We start from the raw sequence: 16,039 nt of genomic DNA on the forward strand, positions 1-16,039 counted from the left end.
ATTTGGAATTCAGCAAAAATGCTTGTTATCACAATTGAGATGAACAAACTTATATGAATATTCTCACAATTAGCAAAATTTGCATATTTTCATTCCTGACTTTTGGTTTTCATGTGCACGCTCAGCCTGTGAAATCAACCATCCCGAGTCTTGAGGTGCACGGCATTCTTTGGGATCAGCATGAGATGACGATTGGCGAGGTCAAACGTTATGCCGCTGCGACTGGTTTTCAAAGTGCAGCAGAGAAAGCTGGTGGTGGCACTTCGTATGAATTAGGCTTTGTGAAAAAACCTGGGTGGACTTGGCGTACGCCTTATGGTGTAGCAGCTGGAGATAATGAACCAGCAGTTCACCTGAATGCCTTTGAGGCTCAATCGATCTGCGAATTCTTTGGCAAACGCTTGCCCACCGATAAAGAATGGGTTGAGGCGGCATTCGTAGAGCAACGCAAATCCCCGCCGGCCGGTTTTCAGCGGGGGCAACGCTACCCCTACCCAAACGGTAGTACCCCCAAAGGTTCCCATTGTCTAAGTTCAGCCTGTGGGAACTACAAAGGCCTGGCTCCGGCGGGAAGTTTGCTCCGTGGCGATGGTCATGTGGCGGCTGGGACCACTCAGCCAGGCGTCAATGGCATCTCGGATATGGGCGGCAATGTATGGGAATGGACGTCAACCAAAGTTAACAGTGAGCGCATTACCCGCGGGGCTTCTTGGTGGTATGGTCCTGAGCAACAAATGGAGGGTAATGTGGCCACCAAGCCTGAAAACACTGTAGTGGTCTACATCGGATTTCGCTGCGTACGAAATCCATAATTGGTGCCCGAGGCCGGAATCGAACCGGCACGCCCTTTTTATGAGCGGCAGATTTTAAATCTGCTGTGTCTACCGATTTCACCACTCGGGCAAACGTAATCCATCATTGTAATAAAAACTTTACGCATGGTGATGCGTTGCAACAATGGGAACTATGTGAAATCGTATCACGAGAGGGTAAGACAATCTTACCGAACACCCTTTTTAAATAACCATGAAGCCATGCAAACAAAGGGTTTACCCCATATCTCATTCCGTCCAATAATCCTACAATTTCCTTCTGCTTTACACGCAGTATTAAATTGATATTAACTAGGAGATATGAATGTCCGAAACCAAAAAACAAGCACCACGTCGTAAATTTCTGAAAGGTGCAGCAGTCGGTAGCGCTGGAGCAGCTGCTCTTAGCTTCCCAATGATTTCCAAAGGTCAGGCAGCGCCACAAAGTTTGCGCTTCCAGTCCACATGGCCAGCGAAGGATATCTTCCACGAGTACGCACTCGACTTCGCGAAAAAAGTAAATGATATGACCGGTGGCGAACTCAAGATTGAAGTTCTACCCGCTGGTGCAGTAGTACCTGCTTTTGGTTTATTAGATGCTGTCTCGAAGGGTACCTTAGATGGTGGCCATGGCGTGGTGGTTTATCACTACGGTAAAAACTCAGCCCTCGCACTCTGGGGATCAGGTCCATCCTTCGGTATGGACGCAAACATGCTCCTATCCTGGCACAAATACGGCGGCGGTAAAGAGTTGCTTGATGAGCTCTACAAAACCGTTGGCGCCAACGTCAAATCCTATGTATACGGCCCAATGCCTACTCAGCCTCTCGGCTGGTTCAAAAAGCCTGTCACCAAAATTGAGGACATGAAAGGCCTCAAGTACCGTACCGTTGGTATCTCGATTGATATGTTCACTGCCATGGGCGTATCAGTCAACGCACTTCCTGGCGGCGAGATCGTTCCTGCCATGGATCGCGGCCTTTTGGATGCAGCTGAGTTCAACAATGCCTCCTCCGATCGTCAATTGGGCTTCCCAGACGTATCGAAGGTTTGCATGTTACAAAGCTACCACCAAAATGCCGAGCAGTTTGAGATCCTCTTTAACGGCACCAAGTACAACGCAATGCCCGCAAAGCTGCGCAACATCCTTGACTATGCAGTAGAAGCTTCTTCTGCTGATATGTCCTGGAAGGCTGTGGATCGCTACTCTTCTGCTTATGAAGACATGCAAACCAAGCAAGGTGTTAAGTTCTTCAAGACCCCTGACTCGGTATTGCGTGCCCAGCTCAAAGTGTTCGATGATGTGGTTGCCAAGAAATCCGCAGAGAACCCAATTTTCAAGAAAATTGTTGACTCACAGCGTAATTTCGCCAAACGCGCAGTGAAGTGGGACTTAGATACCAACGTACAGCGCCGTATGGCTTATGACCACTATTTTGGTCAGCCAGCCAAAAAAGCCTAATACAGGCTAGGTAAAACCGGTTTTCTTGATAGAATACCGGTTGTAGTAATCAATGGGATGGTTAGGCACTAACCATCCCATTTCTTATATTAGTTTCAAGGATATCGTTATGCAAAACTTATTCCTAACCGTCGATAAAGTATCCACATTTGTCGGTCATTTCTTTTCCTGGTTGGTTATTGGCTTAACCGGACTAATCGGTTTTGAAGTCTTCTCACGTTATGTACTTAACGATCCGCATCCATGGGCCTTTGATGCCCAAATGATGCTTTATGGCACGATGTTTATGATGGCTGGAGCGTATACCCTTGCTAAAAATGGACATGTACGCGGCGATATTCTGTACGGCTTCCTGAAGCCTCGCACCCAAGCAATTTTTGATTTAATTTTGTATGTGGTGTTTTTTATTCCAGGCATCATTGCGTTAGCTTACGCGGGCTACATTTTTGCCGCTGACTCCTGGAGAATTTTGGAGCACTCGTCCATCACTGCGGATGGCCCTCCTATTTACCCATTCAAAACAATTATTCCGATTGCGGGAGTATTTCTTTTGCTCCAAGGCGTCGTTGAAATTTTGCGCTGCGTGGTATGCATCCGCGAGGGTGAATGGCCCTCCCGAGAGCAAGACGTTGAGGAAGTCGATGTTGATGCACTCAAAGCCATGGTTGGCAAAGATAAGGAATAATCAACATGCGTAAAGAACTATTATTTGGTTTCTCCATCATGGCCTTGGTGGTCATGGCTACTCTAATTTTCATGCCATGGGGAAACATTGAAAGCGGTCACATTGGCCTATTAATGCTCTCTTTAGTGGTAGTTGCCATTATGTTGGGCTTTCCAACCGCTTTTACCCTCATGGGTATGGGCATGATTTTTACCTTCATCGCTTACAGCTTTCAGAACCCCGATTTAGCGCTTCAAAATACCTTGATGCTCATGGTCCAACGAGCCTATGGGGTAATGACCAATGATGTACTCATTTCGATTCCGCTATTTGTTTTCATGGGTTATTTGGTCGAGCGCGCCAATCTTATTGAAAAACTATTTAGGTCACTTCATCTAGCACTCGTCCGTCTTCCAGGCTCACTTGCTGTGGCAACCATTTTTACGTGTGCTGTATTTGCTACAGCAACCGGTATTGTGGGTGCAGTAGTGACCCTGATGGGTCTTCTTGCCTTGCCACCGATGTTAAAGGCTGGGTATGACACCCGGGTCTCTGCTGGATGCATTACCGCAGGTGGCTGTTTAGGTATTTTAATCCCTCCATCCGTGCTCTTGATTGTTTACGGAGCAACTGCCGGAGTATCGGTTGTACAGCTTTACGCGGGTGCTTTTTTTCCAGGGATTATGCTCGCTTGCTTGTATATCGGCTATGTCATGATCCTAGCCAAGCTGAAGCCTAATCTGATGCCACCGCTTTCAGAGGCTGAACGCAAAGTTCTATTACCAATGAGCTATACCGAGCTCGGAGAAAAATTAAGCCAAAAAGTTATTCCGGCGCTTTTAATGGCCCTAAAAGGCAAGCGTAATCTCAATGTCAGCAGTAAAGAGATTGCCAAATCCCTCATCATTGCCCTTTTACCCTTAATCGTGTTTATTGGTTTTACGGGGTCTATGTATCAAATCGCGACCAAACCCGCTGAGGTGATCGAGATGGATATCATGCCCATGGGATTTGCGGGAAGTGGTTCAGATTATTCGAGTGAATCTAGCTCTACAGGCCTAAATGAACCGCCTGGTGCTGAAAAAGAATCCTCTGGAACCGGTCTTTCCCTGCCACCGGGTGCTGAAGAAGAAAAACCTGCGGCAGCTCAAGCAACGACAGCCGCCGAGCCTACTAAAGCTGCAGAACCGCCTAAGCCGGTCGATGCGCCATTGTGGTTCTGGATCCTGACTGGCATTCTTGGGGCGATTCTGTTGATCTACTACGCCCTCCTCACCTGGGTTCGTCTTGAGATCTTCAGGATGCTGTTGGGATCGTTTTTCCCGCTCGCCGTGCTGATTCTATTCGTATTGGGCTCAATTGTTTTTGGATTGGCAACTCCTACGGAGGCAGCGGCTGTTGGTGCGATTGGTGGTTTTATTTTGGCCGCAGCCTATAAGCAACTGAACATTACGGTGGTTAAAGAATCTGTCTTCCTTACAGCGAAGACGGGTGCGATGGTCTGCTGGCTCTTTGTAGGTTCATCGATTTTCTCTGCAGCCTTTGCCCTATTGGGTGGCCAAGATTTAGTTGAGAAATGGGTTTTATCCCTCGGCCTAAGTTCCATTGAGTTTTTGATTCTGTCTCAGGTCATCATTTTCTTATTGGGTTGGCCACTGGAGTGGACCGAGATCATCGTGATCTTCATGCCAATCTTTGTACCATTGCTTGATAACTTTGGTATCAATCCATTGTTCTTTGGTTTATTGGTTGCTTTGAACTTACAAACTGCCTTCCTCTCACCTCCAGTTGCAATGTCGGCGTTCTACCTCAAAGGCGTTGCACCTCCGCACGTGACCTTAAATCAGATTTTCATGGGGATGCTGCCATTCATGGGCATTCAGGTCATTGCCATTGTCTTGCTATATGTATTCCCGCAGATTGGTTTATGGCTGCCCGGGGTTCTATATAAATAATGATCTGCGATTTCAACCCCGCTTCGGCGGGGTTTTTTATGATGTCTTGAGTTCTAATGAAATCCTCTAGATCGATGATGAAACTGTCGCGCTTTTCACGCTTCTTTATATTTGCGTTTGTAGTTTTGATCGCATTGATTACTTTAGTTTTGGTCGGCTACTGGGTAAGCGCGAAGTCGAATTTCTCCGGAACCGTTCTTAGCGGCAGCCTTGGTCATACGGTACAAATTCAGTTCGATGAGAGTGATGTGCCACACATCAAAGCAAAATCTCAACGCGATGCATTTTATGCTCTGGGATTTGTACATGCGACCGAACGCTCCTGGCAACTAGAGATCAGCCGGCGCTTGGCTTCAGGGCGTCTTTCTGAAATTTTAGGCGAGCGCACCGTCTCGCTCGATCGCTTTATACGTACCCTAGGCATTAAACAAGCAGCTGAGAAACAGTTTGAGCGCTATCCAGCAGAAATCAAGCAATTGGTTCAAGCTTATGCCGATGGTGTCAATGCTGGCAATCAATCACTAGGCTGGGCCTTACCAATCGAGTATTTTTTGACTGGCTCCAAACCCAGCCATTGGTCTCCCTCAGATAGCGTTGCCTGGTCTTTAATGATGGCGTTAGATTTGGGTGATAACTGGCAAAAAGAATTATTTCGCTTAGAGCTCTCGCAATATCTCAGCACGACTGAGATTTGGCAGGTGATGCCACCCTATCCCGGAACTAATCCAGTCACCAACATCGATTTTGCCAAGCTATATCGCGAACATCAGGTTTTTAGGCCCACTCAATCCATGGCTCAAACATCGCGTAATAGCGAGCCTTACTTACTAAAGCATGCGGATACGGTGGGATGGCTAAGTGACCAGCAAGAAGGCTTGGGCTCTAACAATTGGGTGCTTACGGGTAAAAAAACAATTTCAGGCAAACCCTTACTCGCCAACGATCCCCATTTGGGTCTAAGCGCACCTTCCACGTGGTACTTTGCACACCTCGAAGCTCCAGGCTTAAATGTAATCGGGGCTACCCTGCCAGGTATCCCAGCGATTGTTTTGGGCAGAACTGACAAAATTGCCTGGGGATTTACCAATACGGGCCCAGACGTGCAAGATCTTTATCTAGAAAAGATTGATCCTACCAATCCCAATCAGTACATTGGCCCCGACGGTCCGCTCTCCTTTTTGGCGCGCGAGGAGATTATTCAGATTAAAGATAAACCGCCCCTACGGTTTGTGGTGAAGCAAAGTCGCCACGGCCCCATCATCTCGGACAGTCATGCCCGAGCTAAAAAAGTGATTGATACGAAGCGCTATGCCCTAGCCCTACGCTGGACTGCGTTAGATATCGAGAACCAAACGTTGATGGGTGGCATTCTCATGAATCGTGCCGATTCAATTGACTCGTTGAAGGCTGCCTTACGTCATCACTATGCCCCCATGCAAACCGTTGCCATGGCAGATACTCAAGGCAATATTGCCTTGCAAGTTGCTGGAATAGCACCACGCCGGCAATTGCACCAAGGCCTGTATGGGGCTGCACCGGCGCTAGGGTGGGAGCGCCAATTTGATTGGACAGCCTACCTACCATTTGAACAACTACCCAGCTATTCGAATCCAGCCTCAGAGTGGCTGGCAAGCGCCAATCAAGAAATTGTTTCTACGACAAATTCCAATCCGCTGACTGGCGATTGGGATCTTCCCTTTCGATACGATCGCATCGCAGCCATGATTAGGGCAAAAGACCAACATGATCGTACTTCTATGCAGGCCATGCAGGGCGATGTACTTTCCTTGGGAGCTCAACCGCTCTTACCTTTATTTAAGAATGCGCGCTCAGGTCATGCTCTGCAGCCTAACATTCAGGCAGCTATGGATAGTTTTAATGGAAGCATGAGTACGGATTCGGTAGCGGCTTTGGTCTTTAATGCCTGGGTTGATCAATTAACACGGATTCTATTCTCCCGTCTAGGTGAGTCCTTCACCGAAGAATATGGCCGACGCCATTTTCGGGGGGCGGTCATCAATCAAATTAGTAATCCCGATAGTCCTTGGTGCGATGTGCACACGACTGTAGAGCGTGAAAATTGCCAGGATGCCGCCAATCTTGCCCTGCAACGAGCCTTATCTGATTTAAGTCACCGTTATGGAAAATCAACCAATGATTGGCGTTGGGGAATTGCGCATCACGCCGTTTCCGAGCATCGCCCATTCAAAAACATTCCCTTTCTATCGGGACTCTTTAATGTCAGCGTTCCATTTCCAGGGGATGCCTTTACGGTCAACGTTGGGCGCCCTGTACTCAATAATCCCAAAGCGCCTTTTCAGGCCAATCATGCACCCAGTCTTCGAGCAGTCTATGACCTAAATGATCCAGAGCAATCGGCATTCATGTTTCCGACGGGTCAGTCCGGTTGGGTTCAAAGTCAACGCTATCGCAATCTAAGCACTGCATGGGCAAATAATCAAGCAATCCCATTAGCAATGAAGCCCAAACAAGTCCGACGTGAATTGGTCTTAAAAGCTAAGTCGTTTTGAGTTGCGGTATTGACCCATTACAATGCTTAGAAATTAAACAGGATCATTATGAAAATCATTCTTCAACTTCTCAGCGTTGCGATCTTTACTCTTTCCTCCAATTTTGCGTTAGCCGCCTGGGATGAGCTGGGAAGTAATGAGTTCATCACGATTTTGATTGATAAATCCAGTATCAAGAAATCCGGGGACAAGGTACAGGTTCTATCCATGCTCGATCTGAAGAAGCCTGGGGTTGAACCTAAAACCAAATTACCTGTGAACTCCATCATTGGTCTTAACGAATACCACTGCGGGAAGGTTCAATACCGCCCCTTAGAGGTCAAATTTATGTCGGGCAAGCGGGGTGAAGGTAAGGTGGTTGATGAAATCAAGACCCCCGATAGTAGTTTTGAGGCGATCGTGAGTGGTGATTGGCCAGCAGGAGTCTATAACCTTGCGTGTCGAACAAACTAATCCAATCAAGCGATCAATCAGCAACCAAGGGCTGCTCAACCTACTCTGTTTTTTTATTACCTTGATTGGCCTTACCGGATTACAAGGCTGCGCAGCACCTCTGATGGCTGCCGCCAGTAGTGCTGGTACCGCAGCTGGATCTGCAGCAGCAGCAAGCCCCATGACCGCGGTAAGTGTTACATCAACCGTAACTACCGGACGCTCGCCCCTCGAACACGCCACATCTGCCGCAACCAAAAAGGATTGCAGTTTCTTTAACGTCTTTAGTTCTAAACCAATTTGTGAAGAAATTGTGATCCCAACCGTTCAGGACCGCAGTGAACTCATTATCGGGGAAGCGGATCGTAATACTACGATTATTGAAGTGATTGACGTAAGGCCAAGCCAGTAGCGAATGGGGTGAACGACGGGATTCGAACCCGCGACAACCAGAATCACAATCTGGGACTCTACCAACTGAGCTACGTCCACCATTGCTACAAACGCATTATAACGACTATGCCCCGAAACCGATTGATGGGGGTTCAAATAGCGCCCAATCACCCAACTCCATGCTGGCTTCCAAAAAGAAGGTTTCGATGGCATCGGATGTTTTAACCTTTGCCAAGGCGTGATGATCGGATAATCGTTGACGCCAACGGCGCGATCCCGCACGACCGTGAGCTAGACCCATGATGTGCCGAGTAATCGCCCCCAAATAGAAGTCTTTGCGATGCGTATTGCACTGAGCCAGCCATGCTTGACTGTATGCAATCAAGCCAATTTGAACTCGATGCCAGTCTGCCTCGCTAAAGAGATAACCTACTGCATCGCCATCGCTTTCGATAAGATCATCCCAACCCAATAGCATGGCCGGAAAATGATAAGCAGCACGACCAATCATAAAACCATCAAAATCAGACCAATGCTGCGCAATATCGTGATTGGACTCTAAGCCACCATTAAGTAATACGTTTAGATTTGGATAGTGCTTTTGTGCATCGCGACGGATTTGCTTGGCAACCTCATAATGTAATGGAGGCTTGCTGCGATTCTCTTTAGGCGATAGACCTTTCAAGACCGCATTGCGTGCATGAATCGTGACCTGGGTTGCTCCTGCAGCCGCGACTGCCAGTACAAAGTCCAAGATAAATTGATAGTCGCGCGGCGATTGGGCTGCATCCATTTGATCGAGCCCCAAGCGATGTTTCACCGAAATCGGTAGATCACAAGCAGCACGCATCGCACTCACACACTTAGCAACGAGTTCGGGTTCAGCCATGAGGCAGGCCCCAAAAGCCCCTTTTTGGACCCGCTCTGAGGGGCAACCGCAATTGAGATCGATTTCATCATAGCCCCATTGTTGGGCAAGTGCTGCACACTGAGCGAGCTCAGCCGGATCGCTGCCGCCGAGTTGCAAAACCACCGGGTGCTCTTCCTGACTAAAATCCAAATGCCGTGGCTGGTCACCGTATAAAAGCGCCCCCGTAGTGACCATCTCTGTGTAGAGCACGGCACGCTTAGTTAGCATTCGATGGAATGACCGGCAATGACGATCGGTCCACTCCATCATGGGAGCAACAGCTAAGCGCTTGGGACTCATGCAATTAGTCCCAAGGATTGGTCAACTTCAATTTAGTTGGATCAAAATCGCTAGTATTGCGCGTAACTAAAGTCAGGCGATGCTCAATCGCAGTCGCTGCAATCATGGCATCCCGCTCCGAAGATGGATTGGGAACATGGAGATCAGCGTAGCGGAGTGCGATTGGAACATCGATTGGAATAATCCGATCAGCAAATACCGGGAGAATCATTTGCATCAGCCATTTTTTTAATAACTGACCCTGCTTTTTATCTCGGCGCATTACGGACAGAATGCCTTGTTCGATTTCTAGAATACTAATCACCGAGAGAAACATCCGGGTTGGGGCAATCGATAGTGCCCAAGCATGAACCTGTGGATTAATCTTGGAAGTACCTGCTTTTCTGAGCTCCGAGATGACATTGGTGTCGAGAAGGTACATTAGGAAAGATCGCTTGGCTTCGTAAAGCGTTTTATTTTCGCAGGCTCGAACTCAATCTCGGCCAATCCAGGCATACCCACAAGATCAAGGATGGTTTTTTGTTGACCAATCACGCGTTGGTAGTCTTCATAGCGCATCAAAACATGCGAGGGCTTGCCTCGATCCGTAATAAATACCGGGCCTGATTGGCAGGCTTTCTTGGCACCGCTGCTGTCTTGATTAAATTCTCGGCTTGATAAGGTCTTGGGCATTTCATTCCCCACAATCCATTAAATGTAGCAATGTTACTACATTTTCCTGAGGGGAATGAAAAGCTTACACTTCCTCGCGCGAGGCTTTCTTGCGCTCATGCTCTTTCAGAAAGCGCTTGCGTAAGCGGATGCTCTTGGGGGTCACCTCCACTAACTCGTCATCGGCAATAAATTCCACAGCGTATTCCAAGGTGAGTTGAACGGGCGGTACAAGACGCACTGCCTCATCGGTTCCTGAGGCACGCACGTTGGTGAGTTGCTTTCCCTTGATGGGATTCACCACCAAATCATTGTCTCGACTATGAATTCCAATAATCATGCCTTCGTAGAGAGGATCGCCAGGCGATACAAACATGCGACCCCGATCTTGCAGTTTCCACAGCGCATAAGCAACTGCGTCACCATCATCTTGGCTAATCAATACACCATTATGGCGCTCACCCAAGATACCCTCTTTTATAGGACCATAGGAATCAAAGTTATGGCTCATGAGTCCATTACCACGGGTGAGGGTCATAAACTCCCCCTGAAATCCAATCAAGCCTCGCGCTGGAACTCGATACTCAAGACGAGTACGGCCTTTACCATCACTCACCATGTCTAGGAGTTCAGCTTTGCGCTTACCCAACTCTTCCATCACCCCACCCTGCGTCGTATCCTCCACATCCACCGTAAGGTTCTCGTAGGGCTCTAACTTCACACCATCCTCTTCATGAAATACCACACGGGGTCGTGACACAGCTAACTCATAACCCTCGCGTCGCATGTTCTCAACCAAAATCGTGAGGTGGAGCTCGCCCCGACCCGATACTTCAAACACGGTATCGTCATCGGTATCACGCACCCGCAATGCCATATTGGATTTGAGTTCACGATCTAAGCGCTCCCGAATTTGCCGACTGGTCACAAACTTCCCTTCGCGCCCAGCGAGAGGGCTGGTGTTCACCATGAAGTTCATGGTGAGGGTTGGCTCATCGATCTTCAGCATCGGTAAGGCATCAACCTGATCGGGCGCACAGATCGTGGTACCAATCGCTAAATCTTCAATCCCATTTACTAAGACAATATCGCCGGCAATGGCTTCATCAACCACTTCCCGCTCAAGACCTTTGAACTTCAGTACTTGATTAATACGGCCCTTGAAGGGCGTACCATCCGGTCCATTGGCGCAAACTACATCCGTACCGGGTTTAATTTTGCCGCGCCGAATCCGACCCACTCCAATTTTGCCAACGTAGTTGCTGTAATCAATCGATGAGATCTGCAACTGCAATGGGGCATCGATTTCATCATCGCGCACTGGAACATTCGTTAGCACTGCATTAAAGAGTGGGCGCATATCACCAGAGCGCACATTCTCATCCGTACCTGCATAGCCATTTAAGCCAGAGGCATAAATGACTGGGAAGTCCAACTGCTCCTCGGTTGCGCCCAATTTATCGAAGAGCTCAAAGGTCGCATTAATCACATAATCACATCGGGCTCCAGGGCGATCGACCTTATTGATCACAACGATAGGTTTTAAACCCAAGGCCAGCGCTTTCTTGGTCACAAAACGGGTTTGCGGCATCGGGCCCTCAACGGCATCCACTAGTAGCAATACGCCATCCACCATCGAGAGAACACGTTCAACCTCACCACCAAAGTCTGCGTGCCCTGGGGTATCGACGATATTGATATGGGTACCCTCGTACTCTACGGCACAGTTTTTAGCCAAGATGGTGATACCACGCTCTTTCTCGAGATCATTGGAATCCATAATGCGTTCGGAGATCTTTTCATTCGAGCGAAAGGTTCCAGATTGTCTTAAGAGCTGATCAACCAGAGTGGTTTTGCCGTGGTCAACGTGGGCGATGATAGCAATATTACGAAGTGCGCGTTTGGTCATGAGTTACTTTACAAAAAGATCAATTAGTTTTGGTTCAAAAGTCGTTGAGCGATAAATCGTCGGGGGTGTAAGACCCCACTGCGCCAATCCGCCGTTCCAATAAAGTTTTGCGGCAAGGCTTGGCTGCGATAAATCCGAAATAAAGAATTAGCCCATTGGCTTGCACGATTGAGTGCGCATGGCACACGCTGACCCATTTCCAGACGTTTGGCCTGTTGGTCATCCACTGTTAACTCAGGTAAGGTTTGTAATAAAGCATCGACTGGAAGTAATACCTTGGCAGTATTTTCAAGGGTCTCCAGGGTACAGCTTTGCTCCAAACTGAGGTGACCTACCTTGGTGCGTCGCAATGCACTCAAATGTGCACCGCAGCCTAATGAATTGCCAATATCTTGTGCTAAGACCCGGATATACGTTCCCTTACTGCAATGGACTTCGATCTCGACATGCGGCCAATGAATAGCGACTAGACGAATCGAGTAAATGGTAATTTTTCGGGGCTCACGCTCAATTTCCATACCTGAACGCGCGTATTCATAAAGGGGTTTGCCATCGCGTTTTAATGCGGAATACATCGGTGGAATCTGCTCAATGTCACCCATGAATGTCGGCAAGATTGCCTCCAGGAGGGTTTTGGCCATCAAATCATCGACTACCTCAGCAGTCGATCGCTCGGTCACTATTTGCCCCTCAGCATCACCCGTGTCGGTTTCGATCCCAAAGCGCAAAGTTGCAATATAGGTCTTATCGGCATCCAAAAGATCTTGCGAATACTTGGTGGCCTCACCCAAACAAACGGGCAATAAACCAGTCGCCATCGGATCTAAGGTGCCTGTATGACCAGCCTTTTCTGCCTGAAAATAGCGCTTAACCGCAGTGACCGCGCCTTGCGAACTCATGCCATTGGGTTTGTCTAGCAAAACCACCCCATCAATTCGGTGCGCCATCACAATTAATTGGGCTTTGAGCCCAAGGCCTGATCAATTAATCGCGACATCTCTGCGCCCCGCTCTATCGAGGTATCAAACACAAAATGCAAAGTGGGTACGGTATGGGTATGCATCCGCTTAAAGAGGAGAGAATGCAAATATCCGGCTTTTTCTTGTAAGGATCCCAGCGCATACTGTGGATCGCCCCCCAAAACCGTGAAATACACCTTCGCGTGCGCGAGATCAGGCGAAAGCTCCACCGCTTGAATGGTAATCAAACCATTTAAGGGGTCACGCAGTTCCCGGGGAATCAACTCTGCAAGATCACGCTGAATTTGATCCGCAAGACGTTGATGGCGATGAGGGCTTGTTTTATGCATGATGATTAAAGGGTTCGGGCTACTTCAGTTACTTCAAAAATCTCAAGTTGGTCGCCCTCTTGAATGTCATTGTTATTTTTCAAGGAAAGTCCGCATTCAAATCCACCTTTCACTTCTTTCACATCATCTTTGAAGCGCTTTAAGGAGTCGAGTTCACCGGTCCACACGACAACGTTATCGCGCAATAAGCGCACGCGTGAGTTACGCCGCACAACTCCATCGAGCACCATACAACCTGCAATGGCTCCAACCTTGGAAACGAGGAAGACCTGACGGATCTCAACTAAGCCGGTAATTTCTTCCTTCTTATCTGGTGTCAACATGCCACTTAAGGCTGCTTTCACCTCATCGACCGCGTCATAAATAATATTGTGATAGCGAATGTCCACACCATTACTCTCGGCAAGCTTACGCGCTACCGCATCAGCCCTCGCGTTAAATCCAATAATCACCCCCTTCGAGGCAATCGCGAGATTGACATCGGTTTCAGTAATGCCCCCAACGGCGGCATGCACGATCTGCACTTTCACCTCATCGGTAGAAAGCTTTTGTAGAGACTGTGATAGCGCCTCTTGCGAACCCTGCACATCAGCTTTAATAATGATCGGCAAAATCTTAGCTTCGACGGCACCCTCGCCCATGGTCTCCATCATGTTCTCTAACTTGACCGCCTGTTGCTTGGCCAACTTGACGTCTCGGAACTTGCCTTGACGGAATAGTGCAATCTCACGGGCCTTACGCTCGTCAGCGACTACCTGGAACGATTCTCCGGCATCGGGTACTTCCGATAAACCTTGAATCTCAACCGGAATCGATGGTCCTGCTTCATTAGTTGATTTGCCGTTTTCATCCAACATCGCACGGATACGACCATAGGACTGACCAGCCAATAACATATCGCCACGCTTTAATGTGCCAGATTGAATCAATACGGTAGCGACCGGACCGCGGCCCTTATCTAAGCGAGCCTCAATCACGATACCCTGAGCAGGCGCTTCTTTAGGGGCCTTGAGCTCCAACACCTCAGCTTGTAACAATACGTTTTCCAGCAAGGTATCAATGCCTTCGCCAGTCTTTGCGGATACTCCAATAAATGGCGAATCACCGCCATACTCTTCGGGCACCACCTCTTCACTCACCAGTTCAGTTTTAACGCGATCGGGGTTCGCTTCAGGCTTGTCGATCTTATTGATGGCTACCACTAAGGGCACATTGGCGGCTTTCGCATGATGAATCGCTTCACGCGTTTGCGGCATCACACCGTCATCAGCAGCGACTACTAAAATCACAATGTCCGTTGCCTTTGCACCGCGTGCACGCATCGCTGTAAAGGCTTCGTGACCTGGGGTATCCAAGAAGGTGATAACGCCACGCGGGGTCTCGACGTGATACGCACCGATATGCTGTGTAATACCACCCGCTTCACCGGCTGCCACTTTGGCAACTCGGATCTTATCCAAAAGCGAAGTTTTGCCATGATCAACGTGGCCCATCACAGTCACAACCGGCGGTCTTGGCATCAATGGAGCATCTTCTGCCGCCGCACCAAGATCAATTTCAGGGTCATCCAATTTAGCCGCATGGGCTTTATGGCCCATCTCTTCCACGATGATCATTGCAGTATCTTGATCCAGTACCTGGTTAATGGTCACCATCTGACCCATGCCCATGAGTAACTTGATGACCTCGGCACCTTTGACTGACATTTTGTGGGCTAGATCCGCTACGGTAATGGTCTCCGGAATATGCACATCACGAACAATCGGCTCCGTGGGAACCTGGAAATTGCTCGCGGGGTTATCCTCTTGATGCTGCTGTTTCTTACGACCGCCGCCTGTTCGCCAGCCACCGCCTAAGCCACCCGTAAGGTCACCGCGTGTTTTTAGGCCAACCTTGCGCTTTGCACCCTCTTCTTGCCAGGTAGAGGAAGTTTCGGAGGACTTAATCAGCTTGCCGCCAACCTTAGTTGGCTTTTTCTTATCATCAGCACCATCTGCTTTAACTGGCTTATGGAGTGTGCCTTTTTTAGCCTCTTCACTCGCGATCTCGCTGGGAGCTTTGAGCACGCGCGCCGGGGTACTCATCATGTCCCGAATCGCAGATACCTCGGCCTCCGCTGCAGCACGGCGTGATTGCAGTTCAGCCAACTCTTTTTTGGCCTGCTCTTTACTAGCAGCCTCTTGCTCAGCCTCCACTTTGCTTGGCTTTTGCTCAGCCTCTACCTTCTTTTGCTTTGCCTCGCTTGCCGCTTTCATTTCGGCTTCTTGTCGCGCCAAGAGTTCGGCTTGACGAGCAGCCTCCGCGGCACGCTTTTCTAACTCCTCATCGGAAAGAATAGGCTTGGCCTCAACTGCTGCAGTTGGCTTTGCCTCAATCGGCTCATCTGCCTTACCAGCATCATCACGTTTGACTAAAACACGCTTTTTACGTACCTCAACTTGTACGGTGCGGGTTCGCCCCGCCGAATCGGCTTGACGGATTTCGCTGGTCTCGCGCTTGGTAAGAGTGATCTTTTTGCGCACACCAGGCTCAGCACTGCCGTGTGCTTTTTGAAGGTAAGCCAGTAACGCGGTCTTATCTTTATCGGTGATCTTGTCAGCCTCGGATTCCTTATCGATTCCAGCGGCCTTGAGTTGTTCCAATAAATCAGCGGGACTGCGTTTGAGCTCCTCGGCTAATGCTTTTACAGTTGTTGTCGCCATGCGCTTCCC

General features: G+C 48.8%; 14 protein-coding genes and 2 tRNA genes. 7 read left to right on the forward strand and 9 right to left on the reverse strand.

Going from position 1 to position 16,039, the window contains the following annotated elements; all coding sequences use genetic code 11:
• Nucleotides 1-53 precede the first annotated feature (53 nt).
• The gene (locus tag QUE61_RS06765) at nt 54-812 is read left to right on the forward strand and encodes a formylglycine-generating enzyme family protein (protein WP_286306490.1); all 759 of its coding nucleotides are present in this window, start codon (nt 54-56) and stop codon (nt 810-812) included.
• A gap of 1 nt (nt 813) precedes the next feature.
• On the opposite strand, the gene QUE61_RS06770 is transcribed toward QUE61_RS06765, so the two are convergent.
• Nucleotides 814-903 (reverse strand) — tRNA-Leu (locus QUE61_RS06770).
• Between the two features lie 234 nt (nt 904-1,137).
• Here QUE61_RS06770 and QUE61_RS06775 point away from each other — a divergent pair.
• From QUE61_RS06775 to QUE61_RS06800, 6 genes are all read left to right on the forward strand, one after another.
• Entirely contained in the window at nt 1,138-2,274 is a 1,137-nt protein-coding gene (locus tag QUE61_RS06775; protein WP_286306491.1) for a TRAP transporter substrate-binding protein, read from the forward strand.
• Nucleotides 2,275-2,383: 109 nt separating this feature from the next.
• Nucleotides 2,384-2,959 (forward strand): TRAP transporter small permease subunit, encoded by a 576-nt coding sequence (locus QUE61_RS06780; RefSeq protein ID WP_286306492.1) that lies wholly within the window; start codon nt 2,384-2,386, stop codon nt 2,957-2,959.
• Nucleotides 2,960-2,964: 5 nt separating this feature from the next.
• Nucleotides 2,965-4,893, forward strand: a complete 1,929-nt coding sequence (locus tag QUE61_RS06785; RefSeq protein ID WP_286306493.1) for a TRAP transporter large permease — start codon at nt 2,965-2,967, stop codon at nt 4,891-4,893.
• Between the two features lie 74 nt (nt 4,894-4,967).
• The gene (locus QUE61_RS06790) at nt 4,968-7,424 is read left to right on the forward strand and encodes a penicillin acylase family protein (protein WP_286306494.1); all 2,457 of its coding nucleotides are present in this window, start codon (nt 4,968-4,970) and stop codon (nt 7,422-7,424) included.
• A 48-nt stretch (nt 7,425-7,472) separates the two neighbouring features.
• Entirely contained in the window at nt 7,473-7,877 is a 405-nt protein-coding gene (locus tag QUE61_RS06795; protein ID WP_286306495.1) for a surface-adhesin E family protein, read from the forward strand.
• Nucleotides 7,858-8,268, forward strand: a complete 411-nt coding sequence (locus tag QUE61_RS06800) for a hypothetical protein (RefSeq protein ID WP_286306496.1) — start codon at nt 7,858-7,860, stop codon at nt 8,266-8,268. Before QUE61_RS06795 ends, QUE61_RS06800 begins: the two co-directional genes overlap by 20 nt.
• Nucleotides 8,269-8,272: 4 nt before the next feature.
• Here QUE61_RS06800 and QUE61_RS06805 read toward each other — a convergent pair.
• The 8 genes from QUE61_RS06805 to infB form a co-directional block, all read right to left on the reverse strand.
• Nucleotides 8,273-8,348, reverse strand: a tRNA-His gene (locus QUE61_RS06805).
• A gap of 25 nt (nt 8,349-8,373) precedes the next feature.
• Nucleotides 8,374-9,459 (reverse strand): tRNA dihydrouridine(20/20a) synthase DusA, encoded by a 1,086-nt coding sequence (gene dusA / locus QUE61_RS06810; RefSeq protein WP_286306497.1) that lies wholly within the window; start codon nt 9,457-9,459, stop codon nt 8,374-8,376.
• Nucleotides 9,460-9,463: 4 nt separating this feature from the next.
• Entirely contained in the window at nt 9,464-9,880 is a 417-nt protein-coding gene (locus QUE61_RS06815; RefSeq protein ID WP_286306498.1) for a type II toxin-antitoxin system VapC family toxin, read from the reverse strand.
• Nucleotides 9,880-10,131 carry a type II toxin-antitoxin system Phd/YefM family antitoxin gene (locus tag QUE61_RS06820; protein ID WP_286226450.1) on the reverse strand — a complete coding sequence of 84 codons (252 nt, stop codon included), beginning with the start codon at nt 10,129-10,131 and terminating at the stop codon, nt 9,880-9,882. The genes QUE61_RS06815 and QUE61_RS06820 overlap by 1 nt, the downstream gene beginning before the upstream one ends.
• A gap of 64 nt (nt 10,132-10,195) precedes the next feature.
• Nucleotides 10,196-12,019 (reverse strand): translational GTPase TypA, encoded by a 1,824-nt coding sequence (typA, locus tag QUE61_RS06825; RefSeq protein WP_286306499.1) that lies wholly within the window; start codon nt 12,017-12,019, stop codon nt 10,196-10,198.
• Nucleotides 12,020-12,042: 23 nt separating this feature from the next.
• Nucleotides 12,043-12,966 carry a tRNA pseudouridine(55) synthase TruB gene (gene truB / locus QUE61_RS06830; RefSeq protein ID WP_286306500.1) on the reverse strand — a complete coding sequence of 308 codons (924 nt, stop codon included), beginning with the start codon at nt 12,964-12,966 and terminating at the stop codon, nt 12,043-12,045.
• A 5-nt stretch (nt 12,967-12,971) separates the two neighbouring features.
• The gene (gene rbfA, locus QUE61_RS06835) at nt 12,972-13,328 is read right to left on the reverse strand and encodes a 30S ribosome-binding factor RbfA (protein ID WP_108508795.1); all 357 of its coding nucleotides are present in this window, start codon (nt 13,326-13,328) and stop codon (nt 12,972-12,974) included.
• Between the two features lie 5 nt (nt 13,329-13,333).
• Entirely contained in the window at nt 13,334-16,030 is a 2,697-nt protein-coding gene (gene infB / locus QUE61_RS06840) for a translation initiation factor IF-2 (RefSeq protein ID WP_286306501.1), read from the reverse strand.
• Nucleotides 16,031-16,039: the final 9 nt, after the last annotated feature.

It is taken from the genome of Polynucleobacter sp. HIN5 (genome assembly GCF_030297555.1).
Classification (GTDB): Bacteria; Pseudomonadota; Gammaproteobacteria; order Burkholderiales; family Burkholderiaceae; genus Polynucleobacter.

What these genes read in the sequence shown, in the direction of transcription:
- QUE61_RS06765 (WP_286306490.1), top strand. Translation starts at nt 54, where the DNA reads ATGAATATTCTCACAATTAGCAAAATTTGCATATTTTCATTCCTGACT.
- QUE61_RS06775 (WP_286306491.1), top strand. Translation starts at nt 1,138, where the DNA reads ATGTCCGAAACCAAAAAACAAGCACCACGTCGTAAATTTCTGAAAGGT.
- QUE61_RS06780 (WP_286306492.1), top strand. Translation starts at nt 2,384, where the DNA reads ATGCAAAACTTATTCCTAACCGTCGATAAAGTATCCACATTTGTCGGT.
- QUE61_RS06785 (WP_286306493.1), top strand. Translation starts at nt 2,965, where the DNA reads ATGCGTAAAGAACTATTATTTGGTTTCTCCATCATGGCCTTGGTGGTC.
- QUE61_RS06790 (WP_286306494.1), top strand. Translation starts at nt 4,968, where the DNA reads ATGATGAAACTGTCGCGCTTTTCACGCTTCTTTATATTTGCGTTTGTA.
- QUE61_RS06795 (WP_286306495.1), top strand. Translation starts at nt 7,473, where the DNA reads ATGAAAATCATTCTTCAACTTCTCAGCGTTGCGATCTTTACTCTTTCC.
- dusA (WP_286306497.1), bottom strand. Translation starts at nt 9,459, where the DNA reads ATGAGTCCCAAGCGCTTAGCTGTTGCTCCCATGATGGAGTGGACCGAT.
- QUE61_RS06815 (WP_286306498.1), bottom strand. Translation starts at nt 9,880, where the DNA reads ATGTACCTTCTCGACACCAATGTCATCTCGGAGCTCAGAAAAGCAGGT.
- QUE61_RS06820 (WP_286226450.1), bottom strand. Translation starts at nt 10,131, where the DNA reads ATGCCCAAGACCTTATCAAGCCGAGAATTTAATCAAGACAGCAGCGGT.
- typA (WP_286306499.1), bottom strand. Translation starts at nt 12,019, where the DNA reads ATGACCAAACGCGCACTTCGTAATATTGCTATCATCGCCCACGTTGAC.
- truB (WP_286306500.1), bottom strand. Translation starts at nt 12,966, where the DNA reads ATGGCGCACCGAATTGATGGGGTGGTTTTGCTAGACAAACCCAATGGC.
- rbfA (WP_108508795.1), bottom strand. Translation starts at nt 13,328, where the DNA reads ATGCATAAAACAAGCCCTCATCGCCATCAACGTCTTGCGGATCAAATT.
- infB (WP_286306501.1), bottom strand. Translation starts at nt 16,030, where the DNA reads ATGGCGACAACAACTGTAAAAGCATTAGCCGAGGAGCTCAAACGCAGT.